This is a genomic window from Methylobacterium sp. FF17, assembly GCF_025813715.1.
Classification (GTDB): Bacteria; Pseudomonadota; Alphaproteobacteria; order Rhizobiales; family Beijerinckiaceae; genus Methylobacterium; species Methylobacterium flocculans.
Genome location: NZ_CP107532.1, coordinates 4063141 through 4079933 on the forward strand (window position 1 = coordinate 4063141; position 16793 = coordinate 4079933).

General features: G+C 71.8%; 17 protein-coding genes. 13 read left to right on the top strand and 4 right to left on the bottom strand.

The features are described 5' to 3' along the window. Positions 1-54 precede the first annotated feature (54 nt). Positions 55-237 carry a hypothetical protein gene (locus OF380_RS19260; RefSeq protein WP_264046801.1) on the bottom strand — a complete coding sequence of 61 codons (183 nt, stop codon included), beginning with the start codon at positions 235-237 and terminating at the stop codon, positions 55-57. Between the two features lie 142 nt (positions 238-379). Then, a complete protein-coding gene (locus OF380_RS19265; protein WP_264046802.1) occupies positions 380-1654 on the bottom strand; it encodes a glycosyltransferase family 4 protein in 1275 nt (424 codons plus the stop codon). A 111-nt stretch (positions 1655-1765) separates the two neighbouring features. On the opposite strand from OF380_RS19265, the gene OF380_RS19270 reads away from it, so the two are divergent. The 13 genes from OF380_RS19270 to OF380_RS19330 all read left to right on the top strand — a co-directional run bounded on the left by OF380_RS19270 (position 1766) and on the right by OF380_RS19330 (position 15333). Then, positions 1766-3019, top strand: coding sequence for a glycosyltransferase (locus OF380_RS19270; RefSeq protein WP_264046803.1), 1254 nt, complete (start codon positions 1766-1768; stop codon positions 3017-3019). Between the two features lie 126 nt (positions 3020-3145). Further along, the gene (locus OF380_RS19275; protein ID WP_264046804.1) at positions 3146-3508 is read left to right on the top strand and encodes a phasin; all 363 of its coding nucleotides are present in this window, start codon (positions 3146-3148) and stop codon (positions 3506-3508) included. Between the two features lie 267 nt (positions 3509-3775). Further along, positions 3776-4465 (top strand): hypothetical protein, encoded by a 690-nt coding sequence (locus tag OF380_RS19280; protein WP_264046805.1) that lies wholly within the window; start codon positions 3776-3778, stop codon positions 4463-4465. A gap of 115 nt (positions 4466-4580) precedes the next feature. Then, positions 4581-6032 carry a Do family serine endopeptidase gene (locus OF380_RS19285; protein WP_264046806.1) on the top strand — a complete coding sequence of 484 codons (1452 nt, stop codon included), beginning with the start codon at positions 4581-4583 and terminating at the stop codon, positions 6030-6032. An 81-nt stretch (positions 6033-6113) separates the two neighbouring features. Further along, positions 6114-7430: a replication-associated recombination protein A gene (locus tag OF380_RS19290; protein WP_264046807.1), complete on the top strand. Its 1317-nt coding sequence runs from the start codon at positions 6114-6116 to the stop codon at positions 7428-7430. A 99-nt stretch (positions 7431-7529) separates the two neighbouring features. Then, complete coding sequence (locus tag OF380_RS19295) at positions 7530-8777, top strand: Hsp70 family protein (RefSeq protein WP_264051401.1); 1248 nt, start codon at positions 7530-7532, stop codon at positions 8775-8777. Positions 8778-8856: 79 nt separating this feature from the next. Beyond that, on the top strand, positions 8857-10308 hold the full coding sequence (locus OF380_RS19300) for an RluA family pseudouridine synthase (protein ID WP_264046808.1): 1452 nt from the start codon (positions 8857-8859) through the stop codon (positions 10306-10308). A gap of 127 nt (positions 10309-10435) precedes the next feature. Beyond that, positions 10436-10828 (top strand): hypothetical protein, encoded by a 393-nt coding sequence (locus OF380_RS19305; protein ID WP_264046809.1) that lies wholly within the window; start codon positions 10436-10438, stop codon positions 10826-10828. Positions 10829-10859: 31 nt separating this feature from the next. Then, a complete protein-coding gene (locus OF380_RS19310; protein ID WP_264046810.1) occupies positions 10860-11564 on the top strand; it encodes an HAD-IA family hydrolase in 705 nt (234 codons plus the stop codon). Beyond that, positions 11561-12361 carry an ATP12 family chaperone protein gene (locus OF380_RS19315; RefSeq protein ID WP_264046811.1) on the top strand — a complete coding sequence of 267 codons (801 nt, stop codon included), beginning with the start codon at positions 11561-11563 and terminating at the stop codon, positions 12359-12361. Before OF380_RS19310 ends, OF380_RS19315 begins: the two co-directional genes overlap by 4 nt. A gap of 68 nt (positions 12362-12429) precedes the next feature. Continuing rightward, positions 12430-13422, top strand: coding sequence for a phosphatase PAP2 family protein (locus OF380_RS19320; protein ID WP_264046812.1), 993 nt, complete (start codon positions 12430-12432; stop codon positions 13420-13422). 144 nt (positions 13423-13566) lie between these two features. Continuing rightward, positions 13567-15099, top strand: coding sequence for an acyl-CoA carboxylase subunit beta (locus OF380_RS19325; protein WP_264051402.1), 1533 nt, complete (start codon positions 13567-13569; stop codon positions 15097-15099). A 105-nt stretch (positions 15100-15204) separates the two neighbouring features. Then, positions 15205-15333 carry a hypothetical protein gene (locus tag OF380_RS19330; protein WP_264046813.1) on the top strand — a complete coding sequence of 43 codons (129 nt, stop codon included), beginning with the start codon at positions 15205-15207 and terminating at the stop codon, positions 15331-15333. Positions 15334-15390: 57 nt separating this feature from the next. Here OF380_RS19330 and OF380_RS19335 read toward each other — a convergent pair whose 3' ends face one another. Together OF380_RS19335 and OF380_RS19340 are read right to left on the bottom strand one after the other, a co-directional pair. Beyond that, the gene (locus OF380_RS19335) at positions 15391-16344 is read right to left on the bottom strand and encodes a metallophosphoesterase (RefSeq protein ID WP_264046814.1); all 954 of its coding nucleotides are present in this window, start codon (positions 16342-16344) and stop codon (positions 15391-15393) included. Between the two features lie 148 nt (positions 16345-16492). Next, positions 16493-16618, bottom strand: a complete 126-nt coding sequence (locus tag OF380_RS19340) for a hypothetical protein (protein WP_264046815.1) — start codon at positions 16616-16618, stop codon at positions 16493-16495. Positions 16619-16793 lie beyond the last annotated feature (175 nt).

Here is a 16793-nt window from a genome sequence, read left to right on the forward strand (position 1 = left end):
GTCGCCCCGGCGTTCTTGCGTTCGGCGCCCGACAGGACGGGAGCGGGATGCGCCTTACTTCGTCACCTTCACCGAGACCGGATCGCTCGATGGGAAGGTCTCCTCGAGGGCCTCGTCCAGGCGCTCGTCGAGCTCGCCCGGCTGATTCTCGGGACGCGACTTGTCGGAACCCTTCGGAGCCGGCTTCTGCGTGGTGGAGATCAGATCGGTCTCCGGGTTCTTCTGCTGATCGGCCATCGGGGGCGTTCCTTCGGTTCTGCGGCCGGCACCCGGGCGGGCACCGGGCTCGGCACGTGACCGGGTTCAACGCCGGGCGCGGCCGCCCGTTTCACCGGAGGGAAGCCGGGTCGCCCGATTCGCCCCGGGGCGGCTCGCGCGCTCAGGGCGTGGCCGCCACCGCGTGACCGGCCGCCGTCCGGCCCGGACGCGCGCTCGCCCCCACCGCGTCGCGCAGCACGCGTTCGTAGATCGCCGCGATCCGGTCGAGGTGGAGCGCGAGGGTGAGGGGCGCGGCCCAGTAGCGCTCAGAGGCCGCCCGGCCCATGCGCGCGGCGAGGTCGTCGTCCTTGAGCCGGGTCAGGTGCGCGGCCAGCGCGTCGGCATCGCCGGAGCGGAACCAGTACCCGGTCTCGCCATCCTCCACCGCCTCGCGCCCCGCGCAGGCGTCGCTGACGATGACCGGGGCTCCGCAGGCGAGGGCCTCGTAGACGGTGAGCGGCTGGCCCTCGTACCAGACGCTCGGGAACACCAGGGCGCGGGCCCGCCCCATCAGGGCCTGGACGCCGGCCTCGTCCCGCCAGCCGAGCATCACCGCCTCGGGATAGCGGGCTTCGAGCTCCGCCCGGGCGGGCCCGTCCCCCACGAAGACCGGCCGCACGCCGGCGCGGCGCGCGGCTTCCGCGAAGATCGGCGCGCCCTTCTCGGTGGAGATGCGCCCGACGAACAGGAAGTCGCCCGGCGGGCCGGAGCGGGGCGGGGGCTTCGTCACCGCGATGGGGTTGTCGACCCGGTGGAAGCGGGTCGCGGCGGGCAGGTGCGGCGCGATCACCCGCTCCTGCAGGGCGCTGATGGTGACGATGTCGGCAAACAGCTCCTTCATGCCCGCCACGTGTTCGAGGGCGGCGTGGCGCACCACCCGCAGGAGCTTGCGCGGGTAGCTGCGGGCATCGCAGTTCGTGGTCAGGCAGGCCGCCGACATCGGCGTGCGGTGGCAGATCCGCGCGGCCTGATACTCGTAGAACCCGCCGTTCGGGCAGACGAGGAAGAACTCGTGCATCGTGTAGAGCAGCGGCAGGCCCGAAGCGGCCAAGCTGCGGCCGATGGAGGGCGAGAGTGCCTTGGCGAAGGCGTGGACATGCACCACCGTGTCGCGCGGGTCGAGGCCGCGCAGTTCGGCGGAGAGGCGCCGGGCCGCCGTGCGGTTCCAGATGGCCTGCGCGGCGAAGGCGAGCTTGTTCGTGGTCGTCCCGATATCGTCCTGCCCGAGGCAGACCACCCGGATGCCCGCGGCCTCCAGGCGCGGATCGGGCGGGCCGACGGCGGCGAACACGGTGACGCGATGCCCCCGCAGCCGCAGGCCGAGGCCGGCATCCAGGGCCACCTTGGCCTGCCCTCCATTGACGAAGGCGTGATCGACGACGAGGACGACATGCATGCGGACAGTCCCGGCCAGCGAAATCTGCGCGGGATCTTTACCGAACGTGCGTTGATCCCGGGTAAATCGCGAGCCTGCGGCCGGACCGCGTCGGACATCCTGGGCTCCGCCATGCAGATCGTCGTGTTGGCCGAGTTCGCGGTGGCGAGCGGGGGCGCCGAGAAGGTGGCGGTGGAATCCGCGCGCGGTCTCGCGGAGGCGGGCGCCGACGTCACCTACATCCAGGCCATCGCGGGGCCGGCCGATCCCCTCCTCGACCATCCGCGGATCCGGCGGATCTGCCTCGGCACCACCGACATCTGGCAGCGTCCGGCGCACAAGGCGGCGCTAAACGGCCTCTGGGATTCCGAGGCCGCCATCCGCCTCGGGGCGGCCCTCGACGGGCTGCCGGCGCGGCCCGACCTCGTGCACCTCCATCAATGGACGCGCAGCCTGTCGCCGAGCGTGTTTCCGGTCCTGTTCTCCCGCGGCCTGCCCGTGGTGACGACCCTGCACGACTACTTCCTCGCCTGTCCGAACGGGGTCTATTACCGCTTCGACCGGGCCGAGCCCTGCACGCTGAGGCCGCTCTCGGCCGCCTGCGTGGCCGCCCCCTGCGACGGACGCAGCCGGCTGCACAAGCTCGTGCGGGTCGGCCGCTCGGTCTCCCTGCGCGCGGCCCTGAGGCGGCGGCGCCTCGACGTCATCCACGTCTGCGATGCGAGCCTGTCGCGCATGGGCGGGCTGATGCGGAACCTGGCCCTCCACCACCACCGCGTCGACAACCCCGTGCGGGTGGCGAACGGCCCGCCGGCCGAGCCAGCGCGGGGCGACGCCATCGCGTATGTCGGGCGCCTGACGCGGGAGAAGGGCGCCGACCTCGTGGCCGAGGCCGCCCGCGCGGCCGGCCTGCCCGCCCTGTTCATCGGCGCGGGCCCCCTGGAGGATTCGCTTCGGGACCGTCCCGGCATCGAACTCCTCGGCTGGCAGGCCCCCGAGGCCGTCTGGCGCATCCTGCACGGGCGGGCGCGCGCCATCGCAGCCCCCTCCCGCTGGTACGAGACCGGGCCGCTCACGATCTACGAGGCCCTCGCCAACGGGATTCCCGTGGTCGCGTCCGATCGCTCGGGGGCGTCCGAGGCCGTCCGCGACGGGGTGAACGGTTTCTCCGTTCCACCCGAGGAGGCGGCGCTCACCCGGGCCTTCGCGGCCCTGGGCGAGGACGCCACGGCGGCGCGCCTCGGCGCGGCCGCGCATGCGCGCTACTGGGCGGCGCCGATGACCCTGTCGGATCACGCCGCCGCGCTGCTGTGCGTCTACGACCGTATTCTCACCGCGCAGGGAAGCCGACGCGAGATCAACGGCCCGCTGAATTCGGCGGCTTGAAAGTCGATTCGAATGTCGGCAAGATTTTGCAGCTTTTCGCGATCCGGCCTTGACGGTTATGTTGCACTGCAACATAAGACTTCTGCAGCGCGTCAAATCGATTGACCCGCCTTGGAGAGAACCGAGATGAACGGCCAGACCTTCGAGATCCCCGCCGAGATGCGCGCTTTCGCCGAGAAGAGCGTCGATCAGGCCCGCACCGCCGTCGACACCTTCGTCGGCACGGCGGTCAAGACCGCCGAGCAGCTGCAGACCACCTCGAAGTCGGTGCAGGATTCGCTGCAGACCGTCGTCGCCAAGGGCTTCGATCAGGTCCAGGAGAACGCCTCGGCGACCTTCGATTTCGCCCAGAAGCTGGTTCGCAGCCGCGACCTGCGCGAGGCCTTCGAGCTTCAGAGCGAGTTCCTGCGCAGCCGCGTCGCCAACCTGCAGGCCCAGGCCCAGGATCTCGGCGCCTTCGCCCAGAACACCCTGCGCCCCTCCGCCTGAGCGGGCGACATCCGGTCTCGAAATCCCGGGCGTGCCCGGGATTTCGAGCCGGCCAGGACAGCCAAACCGGTCCCGCGCGCGTTGCGACGGGACGCGGCTTCGAGCCGACGGGCGGCGGTCCCCAAGCGGCGCGGCCTCGAACCCGGATCGCCGCTCAGGAACGCGAGGGAGACGACAGCCATGGCGAGACGCCGCAGAACGCCACCCCCGCTTCGAGGTCGGGCGCCAGCCTCGACCCCGCCGACGGACGACCGCGAGGGGGGAGCGATGAACACGGACAGCATGCAGGGCGTCGACGGGGCGGGCCGGGACGGGGAATCCCTGCCGGACGCCCCCGCCGGGGCGTCGGACGCGAACATCCACGAGACGCTGCTGGAAGGCGTGTCGGCGGACGCCCTCGCGGCGCATGGCGGCGGGGAACCCGAGGCCGCGCCGCCCTCCGGTACCGACCGGAGCGACGCGACGGATTCCGAACCCACCCTCGCCGAAAACCTCACGGTCGTGCCGGAAGCGGCGGCCGAGCCGCTCCCGCTCGCCACGGAGGCCGTGGAGGCCGCGAGCGCCGCCTCCGAGTCCTTCGCCGAGGCCATGCCCGAGCCGGTCGCCGCCCCCATCGCGAACCCGCTCCCGGCGCTCGAAGGCATTCCCGTCGCCGTGCCGTCCATCCCGGAGCCGGGTCCCGGCTTCCAGACCCTCACGAAGCGCGCCGGGTCTCCCCGGATCGGGCAGGTGATGGGAGAGCTCGGCGAGGTCAACGCCACGCTGCTGACCTACCTGCGCGGCGAGGGCACGGCGGCCCTGGCCCATTGGCAGGCGCTCTCCGGCGCCAGGACCCCGGCCGACGCCCTCCGGATCCAGGTCGACGAGATGCAGCGGGCGGCCGACGCGTCGCTGAGCTGCTTCGCCGCCCTGGCCAAGCGCGCGGGCCGGTTCACCGCGCTGATCGGGCGTTCGTAACCGGCTCGGGCGCCGATGCCCCTCGCGTCGCTGCGTCGGCGCGTCTAGATAGCCCGGCAACCGTGGCGGCCCCCCTAGGACGAGGGCCGCCACGCCCTGTCTCCGGGAGTCCCACATGGCGCGCTCGTTCCGTCCGCTCGCTTCGCTGCTGACCGCGGCCCTCATGATCGCGCCCGCCTCGGCGCAGATAATGAAGTCGCCCGATGCGGCCCCCGAGAAGGCGGCGCCGCAATCGAAGGCGCAGGTCCAGCTCTCCTTCGCCCCCGTGGTGAAGCGGGCCGCCCCCTCCGTGGTGAACGTCTACGGCTCCCACGTGGAGGCGCGGGGCCAGAGCCGCAGCGCCATGGACGAGTTCATGCGCCGGTTCTTCGGCGAGAACGGCGGCGGGCGCGGGCGCGGTGGCGCGCCGGGCGAGCGGGCCCAGAAGTCCCTGGGCTCGGGCGTGATCGTGGACGAATCCGGTCTCGTCATCACCAACAACCACGTCATCGAGAACATGAACGAGGTGCGCATCGCGCTCGCCGACCGCCGCGAGTTCGAGGCCACCATCGTCCTGCGCGACCCCCGCACCGACCTTGCCGTGGTCAAGATCAAGAACCCGACCGGGGGCCTGATCCCGATGGCCTTCGGCGATTCGGAAGCCCTCGAGGTCGGCGACTTCGTGATGGCGATCGGCAACCCGTTCGGCGTCGGCCAGACCGTGACGCAGGGCATCGTCTCGGCCCTGGCGCGCACGCAGGTCGGCTCCTCCGACTACCAGTTCTTCATCCAGACGGATGCGGCGATCAACCCGGGCAATTCCGGTGGCGCGCTGGTGGACCTCCAGGGCCGGCTCGTGGGCATCAACACCGCGATCTACTCGCAGTCGGGGGGCAGCCACGGCATCGGCTTCGCGATCCCGGCGAGCATGGTCCGCGCCGTGGTGGAGACCGCCAAGGGCGGGGCCACGGCCGTGCGCCGCCCCTGGCTCGGCGCCCGCGTCCAGAACGTCACCCCCGACATCGCCGAGAGCATGGGGCTGGACCATCCCACCGGCGTCCTCGTGGCGAGCCTGCAGGCCAAGAGCCCGGCGGAGGAGGCGGGCCTGAAGCGCGGCGACCTCATCCTCACGGTCGACGGCAAGGCGGTCGACGACCCCGAGGCCTTCGGCTACCGCTTCGCCCTCAAGGGCCTCAGCGGCCAGACCCAGTTCGGCATCCTGCGGGGCACCGGCCGCTCGACGGTGACGGTCAAGCTCGGACCCGCCCCCGAGACGCGGCCGCGCGACACCCTGAAGGTCCGCACGCGCTCGCCCTTCCTCGGCGCCACCCTGGTCAACACCTCGCCGGCGGTCGCCGAGGAGCTTCAGGCCGATTTCCCCGCCGAGGGCGTCGCCGTCTCGGGCGTCGACGAGGGCTCGGTCGCCGCCCGGGCGGGCCTGCAGAAGGGCGACATGATCGTGGCGATCAACGGCATGCCGATCGCCACCACCAAGGACCTGGAGCGGATCACCCGCAACAGCCTCAACATGTGGGAGGTCTCGATCAACCGGGGCGGCGAGGTGCTGACCTCGGTGTTCGGGGGATAGGGCCGGAGAGCCTGTCGATGGGCCGGAGGCCGCGATCTTTACGGGTTGCGGTCGGCCGGCGCCCACGTCTTTGATGCACCGATGTCCGATCTCTTCGCCTCGGCCGGCCTCGCGAACGCCGCGCCCCGCCCCCTCGCGGATGCCCTGCGCCCGAAAACCCTCGCGGAGGTGGTGGGCCAGGAGCACCTGACCGGGCCGGACGGGGCCCTGACCCGCCTCCTCAAGGCCCGCTCCTTCGGATCGCTGGTGTTCTGGGGACCGCCCGGCACCGGCAAGACCACCGTGGCGCGGCTGCTCGCCCACGAGACCGACCTGCATTTCGAGCAGATCTCGGCGATCTTCTCCGGCATCGCCGAACTCCGGAAGGTGTTCGATGCGGCGCGCGGGCGCCGGGCCATGGGCCGGGGCACGCTGCTCTTCGTGGACGAGATCCACCGGTTCAACCGCTCGCAGCTCGACGCCTTCCTGCCCGTGATGGAGGACGGCACGGTGACGCTGGTGGGCGCCACCACCGAGAACCCGTCCTTCGAGCTGAACGCCGCGTTGCTGTCGCGGGCCCGGGTGCTGCTGTTCCGGTCGCTCGACGATGTCGCGATCGCCAAGCTGATGGTCCGGGCCGAGGCCCTGACGGACCAGCCCCTGCCCCTCGACGCGGAGGCGCGCGGCGTCCTCGTGCGCATGGCCGACGGGGACGGGCGCGCCGCCCTGACCCTCGCCGAGGAGGTCTGGCGCTCGGCGAAGCCGGGGGAAGTCTTCGACGCGGAAGGGTTGCAGGCCATCATCCAGCGGCGCGCGCCGATCTACGACAAGTCCCAGGAGGGGCACTACAACCTCATCAGCGCCCTGCATAAGACCGTGCGCGGCTCCGACCCGGACGCGGCGCTCTACTACCTCTGCCGGATGCTCGACGGGGGCGAGGACCGCCTGTTCATCGCCCGCCGCCTCGTGCGCATGGCGGTGGAGGATATCGGGCTCGCCGACCCGCAGGCCCTGGTGGTCGCCACCGCCGCCAAGGACGCCTTCGACTTCCTCGGCTCGCCCGAGGGCGAACTCGCGCTCGCCCAGGTCACGGTCTATCTCGCCTGCGCGCCGAAATCGAACGCGGTCTACGAGGCCTACAAGGCTGCCACCCGGGTGGCCAAGGCGCACGGCTCGCTGCCGCCGCCCCGCACCATCCTCAACGGCTCGACCAAGCTGATGCGCAAGATCGGCTACGGCGAGGGCTACCGCTACGACCACGACGAGCCCGACGCCTTCTCGGGCCAGGATTACTGGCCGGAGAAGCTCGGCCGCCAGCAGTTCTACGCGCCGACCAACCGGGGCATGGAGCAGCGCTACGCCGACCGTCTCGCCCACTGGGAGACCCTGCGCCGCCAGCGGCGCGCGTCGGAGGAATGAGCGAGGGGCGACCGCACCGCACAAAAGTCGGTGGACCTCGCCGGAGCGAGCCTGTAGGTGGGCCGGCCCAATCATCCAGCGCTGATGCCGGAGACCATCATGGCGGCCTGCGGCCTCGATTTCGGCACCTCGAACACCACCCTCGGCCTCGTCACCGGCGGGGCACCCGCCCTGGTTCCCCTGGAAGGCCGCCACCTCACCATCCCGAGCGCGATCTTCTTCCCCCCGGGGCAGGCGCCCTTCGTCGGGCGCGCCGCCATGGCCGAGTACGTGGAGGGCACGCCGGGGCGCCTCATGCGCAGCCTGAAGTCGGTCCTCGGCTCCTCCCTGCTCGAGGAGACGACGCCGGTGGGGCGTGAGCGGATCAAGTTCCGCGACGTCATCGGGCGCTATCTCAGCGCCGTGAAGGCGCGGGCGGAGGCCGCGACCGGCCAGTCCCTCGACACCGTGGTGCATGGCCGCCCCGTCCACTTCGTCGACGGCGATCCCGAGGGCGACGCCCGGGCCGAGGGCGCCTTGCGCGAGATCGCCGCCAGCGTCGGCTTCCGCCACGTCTCCTTCCAGTTCGAACCGATCGCCGCGGCCCTCGACTACGAGCAGCAGGTGCGCACGGAGGAGATCGCCCTCATCGCCGATATCGGTGGCGGCACCTCCGACTTCTCCATCGTGCGGCTGTCGCCGGCGCGACACGCCAGGGCGGACCGGGGCGACGACATCCTGGCCAATGACGGCGTGCGCATCGGCGGCACGGATTTCGACCGCCGCCTCAGCCTCGGCATCGTGATGCCGCTGCTCGGCCTGGGCAGCGCGATGAACCGGGGCGACCTCGACGTGCCCACGGGCTACTTCCACGACCTCGCCACCTGGTCGAGCATCAACCGGCTCTACAATGCCAAGACCCTGCGGGAGATCGAGGAGGTCCGCCGCGATGCGCGGCGGCCCGACCTCCTCGCGCGGCTCCAGACCGTGGTGGAAGCCGAGCGCGGCCATTCGCTGGCCATGGAAGTGGAGGGTGCCAAGATCGCCAGTTCCGAGCACGGCCACGGCCGCATCGCCCTCGACTGGGTCGAGGCCGGGCTCGCGGCGGAGATCGATCGCGCGGGCCTCGTCGTGAACACGGACGAACTCGCCCGGCGCATCGCGGAGCGGATCGCCCGCTGCCTCGCCCAGGCGGGACTGGACGCCGACCGGATCGATGCCCTGTTCCTCACCGGCGGTTCGACGGGCCTGCCGCATGTCCGCGCCGCGCTGACGGCCTGCGTGCCGAAGGCCCGCGTGGTCGACGGCGACACCTTCGGCTCCGTCGGCACGGGGCTGACCATCGAGGCGGCGCGCCGCGCGGCCTGACCCGCGCCGACGCATCCCGAAAGAGGAACCTGCCGCACCCGCGCTTTGTCGCGGGGCTGGCGGGTGTTACGAGCAGGCCATGACCACACGACCACCATCACGCGGCGGATCCGGGCGCAAGGGCGCAGGACCGGGCCGTAGCGGACCGCCGGGCCGAGCCGGCAAGCCCGGCACCTTCAAGCGCCCCGAGCGCGAGCGGACCGGCCCGCGCACCAGCGCCCTCGACGCCGCCCAGCGGGCGGCCGCGGGACGGGGCGAGGCCGGCAAGCACGCGCCCTGGCGGCCGGGCCAGGAGGCCCGCGACCGCGAGGCTCAGGCGCCGGAGGCGGGCCTGCACGAGCCGGCCGAGGCTTCCGCGCAGGCGCCGCGCCGGGCGCGAGCCCCGCGCACCGAACGTCCGGAGGCGCCGAGCCGCGCCGGTACGCCGAGCCGAACCGGTCCCCCGAGCCGAACCGGTCCGCCGCGCGGGGCCGCTCCGGTTCCGGAGGGCCCGACCCGGCGCGAGCAGCGCGCGGCGGCCTCCGCCACCCTGGCCTCCGGCGTACAGACGCTGACCGTGGAAGAGGACGAGGCCGGGATGCGGATCGACCGCTTCCTGACCACGCGCTTTCCGCAACTGCCCTTCACCCGCGTGCAGAGCATCGTCCGCAAGGGCGAACTCCGGGTCGACGGCAAGCGGGCCAAGCCCAACGACCGGCTGGAGCCGGGCATGAGCGTGCGCGTACCGCCCCTGAAGCTCGACGCCGAGAGCGAGCGCCCGCGTTCGGCGACCCGCGACGCCACCGACGCCGACTTCATCCGGTCGCTCATCCTCTACGAGGATGCCGAGATGATGATCCTCAACAAGCCCTTCGGGCTGGCGGTGCAGGGCGGCTCGGGCACCGTGCGGCACGTCGACGGACTGCTCGAAGCGCTCACCGGCAAGGACGGCCAGAAGCCCCGCCTCGTCCATCGCCTCGACAAGGACACCGCCGGCTGCCTCATCGTGGCCAAGACGCGGCTCGCCGCCGCGACGCTCGCCAAGAGCTTCCGCTCGCGCTCGGCCCGCAAGGTCTACTGGGCGCTCACCGCCGGCGTGCCGCGCGTTCCCCAGGGGCGCATCTCGACCTACCTCGCCAAGGAGGAGCCCACCGACGCGGATGCGCGGATGCGGGTGGCCAAGCACGGAGACGAGGGCGCCGCGCATGCGCTGACCTACTACGCGATGGTGGACAACGCGGCCCAGAAGCTCGCCTGGCTGTCGCTGAAGCCGGTGACGGGGCGCACGCACCAGTTGCGGGCCCACGCCGCCCATATCGGGCATCCGATCGTCGGCGACCCGAAATACTTCAGCATCGAGAACTGGGAATTGCCCGGCGGGATCCAGAACCGCCTGCACCTGCTCGCACGCCGCATCGTGATCCCGCATCCGCGCACCGGCCAGCCGGTGGACGTGACCGCTCCGCTTCCGCCCCATATGGCGCAGAGCTGGAACCTGCTCGGCTTCGATGCCGCGCGGTACGATCCCATCGTCGAGGCACCGGAGGCCTGAGAGCGAACCCGCGCCCCGGATGACGGCATCGTGGCGGGCGCCACCTTGGCAAGCGCGCCCCATGCCTTATCCTCCCCGACACATCCCGGTCGGCGCGACGCCACCGGTCAAGGACCGTCGCGACACGATGAATCGAGACACGAACCTCACGCCCGCGACCGTGACGGGCCTGGCGCTCCTGGCCCTGGTGGCGCTTCTCGCCCCCGCGCTGGCGCAGTCGGCCCCTCCCGCGCAGACCCGGCCCCAGGCCCCGGCGCAGACGGCCCCCGCCGTTGCGCAGGCCCCGGCGCAGCCCCCGGTGCAGCGCCCGCCCGCGCCACCCGCCGCGGGGACGACCGGCGGGCGCGGCGCGGCGCAGGTCGGACGCAACCGCAGGCCCTCCTACGCGGCCTGCAACCGCATCTCGCATGCGCGGGGCCTGCGCGGCGGGCCCCGCCGCCGCTTCCTCGTGCGCTGCAAGCTCGGCTACGACCGTCCCCGCGCCGGCCAGCCCCAGGCCGCTCCGGGCCGCCAGCCGTGAGGTCCCCGCGCCGAAGCCCAGGTCCGCTCCCGTGAAGCTCATCGTCTTCGACGTCGACGGCACCCTGGTCGACAGCCAGCACCTCATCGTGGCGGCACAGGGCATGGCCTTCGCCGAGCACGGCCTCGCGGCCCCGAGCCGGACGGAGTCCCTCTCGGTGGTCGGGCTGTCCCTGCCCCAGGCCTTCCGGCGCCTCGTGGGCGACGACGGGCCGATCGAGGGCCTGTCGGAGAGCTACAAGCGCGCCTTCAACATCCTGCGCCTCGACCCGGCCTACGAGGAACCGCTGTTCCCCGGCATGGGCGACCTACTGGCGCATCTCCATGCCCGCGACGACGTGCAGCTCGGCATCGCCACCGGCAAGGCCCGGCGCGGGGTCGACCGCCTGATCGAGAGCCACGGCTGGCACGGCTGGTTCGCCACCACCCAGAGCGCCGACGACGCGCCGTCGAAGCCGGACCCCGCCATGCTGCTCCAGGCCATGGCGGAGACCGGCACCGGGCCCGAGGCCACGGTGATGATCGGCGACACCACCTACGACATGGCGATGGCGGTGAGCGCCGGGACGGCGGCGGTGGGCGTCGCCTGGGGCTACCATCCCGTGGGCGCGCTCTTCGGGGCGGGCGCCTCCATCGTCGTGGAGCGCGCGGCCGACCTCGGCGCCCTGTTCGCCGGGGCGCCCGTCCCGAACGCGCCTCGCGACCGAACCCCCGAGACCCTATCTGATCCCGGATGAGCGACATTTCGAAGTCCGACTGGCTCGGTGAGCCCGAGAACCCGGCCCCGGCCGATCCCACCGCCGCGGCCCGCGGCCCCGGCAAGCCGGCCCTGCCCAAGCGCTTCTATGAGCGGGCCGGCCTCGCCGCGCACGGGGACGGCTTCCGCCTGACCCTCGACGGACGCCCCGCCAACACCCCGGCCCGCAATCCGCTGGTCCTGCCAACGGACGCGCTGGCCGAGGCTGTGGTTGCCGAGTGGGCGGCACAGGTCGCCGTCATCGATCCGGCCACGATGCCGCTGACGCGGCTCGCCAACACCGCGATCGACGGCGTGGCGTCGCGCCGGGACGCGGTGGTGGACGACCTCTCGGCTTATGCGGGCACGGACCTGCTGGCCTACCGGGCCGGCGATCCCGACCGGCTGGTCCGGGCCCAGGGGGAGGCCTGGGATCCGGTCCTCGACTGGGCGCGTGACGCGCTCGGCGCCCGCTTCATCCTGGGCGAGGGCGTGATGCACGTCACCCAGCCGGACACCACCGTCGCCGCCCTGCGCCGGGCCATCGCGGAGACCGAGGGCCCGTTCCGGCTGGCCGCGCTCCACACGCTGACGACCCTGACGGGCTCCCTCGTGCTGGCGCTGGCCGTGCTGCGGGGCCGGCTCAGCCCCGCCGAAGCCTGGGCGGCGGCGCATGTGGACGAAACCTATCAGGCCAGCGTCTGGGGGCGGGATGCGGAAGCCGAGGCCCGGCACGCCCTGCGGCAGGCCGAGTTCGAGGCCGCCGCGCGTCTCGCCTCCCTGGCCCGCGTCGGCTGACGCGGGCGCTCGGGTATCCGTTAACGGATCGCGTGCTACCCCGCGATCCGTCACGATGGCGGCACCCGATGACCCGACAGATCGAGGAACGCGCCCGGTCGCGCGCGGGGATCCCCCCCGATTTTCAGCGCGTGCGCGCGCGTCTCTGGCTCGCCATCCTGGCCATCGCCGTCCTCACCGCAGCCTGGATGCGGCTGGCCGGCCTCGCCCTCGATCCCGGCAGCGCGCTCGCCCCGGCCCTGACCTGCCTGGGGCTCGAACTGCTGGCGACCGTCTACAGCACGCGGCGGCCGGAGCCGGCATTCGCGGTCACGCTGTCGGGCCTTGCCCAGGTCATCGCTTTCAGCGCCTGCGCCGGCCTGCTGTCCTATGCGGCGGCGGCGACCGGCGGCCCCCTCTGGGACCAGACCTTCCACGACCTCGATCAGTCCCTCGGCCTCGACTGGACGGCCTATCTCCACGTCCTGAATGAGCGGCCGGATCTCGGTTTCGCCCTGTCCCTGGCCTATCAGAGCCTGATGCTGCAGGTCATCCTGCTGGTGGTCCTGCTCGGGTTCACCGGGCGGCTCCGGGCGCTGCGGGACTTCGTGCTGGCCTACATGATCGCCGGCCTCACGACCGTCCTGATCTCCGGGCTGATGCCCGCGACGGAGATGTTCGTGCATCTCGGCCTTCGACCGGAGGATTTTCCGGGGGTCGATCCGACCGCCGCCTACGTCCACCTCGCGCATCTGACGGGTCTGCGCGACGGCACGCTCCGGGTCGTCTCCCTCAGCCATGTCGAGGGGATCATCACCTTTCCGAGCTTCCACGCGGCCCTCGGCACATTGTTCGCCCGCTACCTCTGGATGTCCCGGGTCACGCGCTGGCCGGGCCTCGCCCTGAATGCCATGCTCATCGCCGCGACGCCGATCGACGGCGGCCACTACTTCGTCGATGTGGGCGCCGGTATCCTGATCGCCGTCGCGGCGATGGCGTCCATCGGTGTCGCGCGACGTCTCGCGGGGGCACGCCGCATGCCCGTCGCCACACCCGGGGTCCTCGGCGCGCACCCGGTCTGAGCAGGCCCGGCCCTCGCTCAAGGATTGATGTTCGCGCGGAAACCACTGTGGTATGGGGCCGTGATGGCCGACCGCCAAGCTCGCCGCGAGAGCGACTGGCGGGACGCGGCCGGAAACGCCAGCACGAGCCCCGAGGCCCACCCCATGAAGGATATTCTCGAAAAGCTGGAGGAGCGGCGCGCCCAGGCCCGTCTCGGCGGAGGCGAGAACCGCGTCGTGGCCCAGCACAAGCGCGGCAAGCTCACGGCGCGCGAGCGCATCGAACTCCTCCTCGACCACGGGTCGTTCGAGGAATTCGACATGTTCGTGCAGCACCGCTCCACCGATTTCGGGATGGAGAAGCAGAAGATCCCCGGCGACGGCGTCGTCACCGGCTGGGGCACCATCAACGGCCGCACGGTCTTCCTGTTCTCGAAGGACTTCACGGTGTTCGGCGGCTCGCTCTCGGAGTCGCACGCCGCCAAGATCGTCAAGGTCCAGGACATGGCGCTGAAGATGCGCGCCCCGATCATCGGCATCTTCGATGCCGGCGGCGCCCGCATCCAGGAGGGCGTCGCGGCACTCGGCGGCTACGGCGAGGTCTTCCGCCGCAACGTCGCGGCCTCCGGCGTCATCCCGCAGATCTCCGTCATCATGGGGCCGTGCGCGGGCGGCGACGTCTACTCGCCGGCCATGACCGACTTCATCTTCATGGTGCGCGACACGAGCTACATGTTCGTGACCGGCCCCGACGTGGTGAAGACCGTCACCAACGAGGTCGTCACCGCCGAGGAACTGGGCGGGGCCAAGGTCCACACCACCAAGTCCTCCATCGCCGACGGCGCGTTCGAGAACGATGTCGAGGCGCTCCTGCAGATCCGGCGCCTCGTCGACTTCCTGCCCGCCAACAACATCGACGGCGTGCCGGAACTCGAGAGCTTCGACGATCCCCTGCGCCTCGACATGAGCCTCGACACGCTCATCCCCGACAACCCGAACAAGCCCTACGACATGGGCGAGTTGATCCGCCGGGTGGCCGACGAGGGCGACTTCTTCGAGATCCAGGCGACCTACGCCCGCAACATCATGACGGGCTTCGGGCGCATCGAGGGCCGCACGGTGGGCTTCGTCGCCAACCAGCCGATGGTGCTGGCAGGCGTCCTCGACTCGGACGCCTCGCGCAAGGCCGCCCGCTTCGTGCGCTTCTGCGACGCGTTCTCGATCCCGATCGTGACCTTCGTGGACGTGCCGGGCTTCCTGCCGGGCACCGCGCAGGAATATGGCGGCCTCATCAAGCACGGCGCCAAGCTGCTCTTCGCCTACAGCCAGGCCACCGTGCCGCTCGTGACCATCATCACCCGCAAGGCCTTCGGCGGCGCCTACGACGTGATGGCCTCCAAGCACGTGGGCGCCGACCTCAACTACGCTTGGCCGACCGCCCAGATCGCCGTGATGGGCGCCAAGGGCGCGGTGGAGATCATCTTCCGGAGCGAGATCGGCGATGCCGGGAAGATCGCCGAGCGCACCGCGGAATACGAGGACCGCTTCCTGTCGCCCTTCGTGGCGGCCGAGCGCGGCTACATCGACGAGGTGATCATGCCCCATTCCACCCGCAAGCGCATCGCCCGGGCGCTGGGCATGCTGCGCACCAAGGAGATGGAGCAGCCCTGGAAGAAGCACGACAACATCCCGCTCTGAGCGGGCGGCGTCGGCCGGCGACAGGGCGGGCCGACGCCAAGATTCGTGTGGTTCTTTTCCCAAGGGCTGCCATGATCCCCTCCCGATCCCGGGAGGAGGCACATCATGGCGACCGAACAGAAGCGCGGAACCCGCGAAGCGAAGAAGCCGAAGAAGGTCGTGCCCAAGACGAACGCGTCCGCCCCGTCCACCAAGGGGACGGTCGCCGTCGCGCCGAAGGCCGGCAAGAAGTAGGGTCGTTCGCCCGGACCGGCGCGGCGGCGTCTCGAAGCACCGCCCGGTCCACCCGGCTCAACCGCGCAGGGCCGTCGATCCCTGGACGGTCTTGCTGACCGCCTCCGTGTCGGACCCGAGTTCCAGCAGCACGATCTCGGGCGGAACGCCGAGGCGCACCGGCAGGCGGCTCACGCCGAAGCCCCCGGAGACGATCATGTGCCTGCCGCGACGCACCACGTGCCCGTACGAGAAGTCGGTGCCGTCCACGGGGCGGATGGCCGGCGAGTAGCCGAACAGGCGGACCTGGCCGCCATGGGTGTGCCCGGCCAGCGTGAGCGAGACCCGCTCCGGCACGTCGAGGAACAGTTCGGGCTCGTGGATCATCAGGAGCACCGGGGCGGCGTCCGTCACCTTGGCGAGCGTACCGGGCACGTCCTCGAGGCCGTGGTCGTCGAGGCCCTGGATCAGGAAGGGAATCTGGTCGGCGACGCCGGCGACCCAGAAGGGCTTGCCGTCCTTGACGAGGCGCAGGGCGTCGTTCTCCAGGACCGGGATGCCGACCTGCTCCAGCACCCGGCGCGCCTGGACGGGGCCGGCGAGGCGCCTCTGCGCCTCCTCGTCGTCCCACCAATCGTGATTGCCGAGGATGGAGTACACGCCCAGCGGCGCCTTCAGGGGCGCCACCACGCGGGCGAAGTCCGTCAGGGGGATCTTGCGGTAGGTCACGCTCGGGCCGGCCGGGTAGTCGCCGAGCATCAGGATGAGGTCGGGCTTCAGCGCGTTGGTGGCGTCGACGATCTCGGCGATCCGGTCGAGGGGCATGAAGGGCTCGCCGACGTGGAAATCCGCCAGCACGGCCACGCGCAGGGAGAGGCCGGGAGTCCAGCGCGGCAGCACGGGCGCGTAGCGCGTCACGACGAGGCGATAGAGCGGCTCGATCCCGAAGGCGTAGACACCCGTGGACCCGGTGACGGCGGCGCTCGCTCCGAGCCCGGTCAGGAACTGCCGGCGGCTCGGCAGAATCAGCATCGTCAGGATCCTCGATCGCGCGAAGCGCGCGGTGCCTTCCTCATCGTCAATGGTGACGAAATCGAGGAGGGCACCCCGCACGCCTCGGAGCGATAGGCCCGAGACATTGAGGAAGCGATACCGGGATCGTCGAAACCTGCTCGGCGCGTCAGGCCGGGGGGGTATCTTCATGCTCGAAGCGGGACGGACCCGTCCCGGCCAGGAGCACGGCGCGGGCCGAGGGGCGCGCAGGGGTGGCGGCCCGTACGGCGGCGGCGAGGGCAGGGAGGGCCACGGGACGGAGCGCTTCGGCCCGGTGATCGACAATGATCGTGGACCGGCCGGACCGTTGATCGCGGCGCGAAGTCTGCTGACGGGGAGCCATGAACCGAATGTCCTATCGCGCTCGACATGCCAGACCGGGCTTCTTCTGCCCAATTCATGACCCTGCGCGTCTCTCGGGCACCTCG

Coding starts and splice junctions, on each gene's coding strand:
- OF380_RS19260 (WP_264046801.1), bottom strand. CDS start 237: ATGGCCGATCAGCAGAAGAACCCGGAGACCGATCTGATCTCCACCACG.
- OF380_RS19285 (WP_264046806.1), top strand. CDS start 4,581: ATGGCGCGCTCGTTCCGTCCGCTCGCTTCGCTGCTGACCGCGGCCCTC.
- OF380_RS19275 (WP_264046804.1), top strand. CDS start 3,146: ATGAACGGCCAGACCTTCGAGATCCCCGCCGAGATGCGCGCTTTCGCC.
- OF380_RS19295 (WP_264051401.1), top strand. CDS start 7,530: ATGGCGGCCTGCGGCCTCGATTTCGGCACCTCGAACACCACCCTCGGC.
- OF380_RS19320 (WP_264046812.1), top strand. CDS start 12,430: ATGACCCGACAGATCGAGGAACGCGCCCGGTCGCGCGCGGGGATCCCC.
- OF380_RS19270 (WP_264046803.1), top strand. CDS start 1,766: ATGCAGATCGTCGTGTTGGCCGAGTTCGCGGTGGCGAGCGGGGGCGCC.
- OF380_RS19335 (WP_264046814.1), bottom strand. CDS start 16,344: ATGCTGATTCTGCCGAGCCGCCGGCAGTTCCTGACCGGGCTCGGAGCG.
- OF380_RS19315 (WP_264046811.1), top strand. CDS start 11,561: ATGAGCGACATTTCGAAGTCCGACTGGCTCGGTGAGCCCGAGAACCCG.
- OF380_RS19290 (WP_264046807.1), top strand. CDS start 6,114: ATGTCCGATCTCTTCGCCTCGGCCGGCCTCGCGAACGCCGCGCCCCGC.
- OF380_RS19265 (WP_264046802.1), bottom strand. CDS start 1,654: ATGCATGTCGTCCTCGTCGTCGATCACGCCTTCGTCAATGGAGGGCAG.
- OF380_RS19300 (WP_264046808.1), top strand. CDS start 8,857: ATGACCACACGACCACCATCACGCGGCGGATCCGGGCGCAAGGGCGCA.
- OF380_RS19305 (WP_264046809.1), top strand. CDS start 10,436: ATGAATCGAGACACGAACCTCACGCCCGCGACCGTGACGGGCCTGGCG.
- OF380_RS19330 (WP_264046813.1), top strand. CDS start 15,205: ATGGCGACCGAACAGAAGCGCGGAACCCGCGAAGCGAAGAAGCCGAAG.
- OF380_RS19325 (WP_264051402.1), top strand. CDS start 13,567: ATGAAGGATATTCTCGAAAAGCTGGAGGAGCGGCGCGCCCAGGCCCGT.
- OF380_RS19280 (WP_264046805.1), top strand. CDS start 3,776: ATGAACACGGACAGCATGCAGGGCGTCGACGGGGCGGGCCGGGACGGG.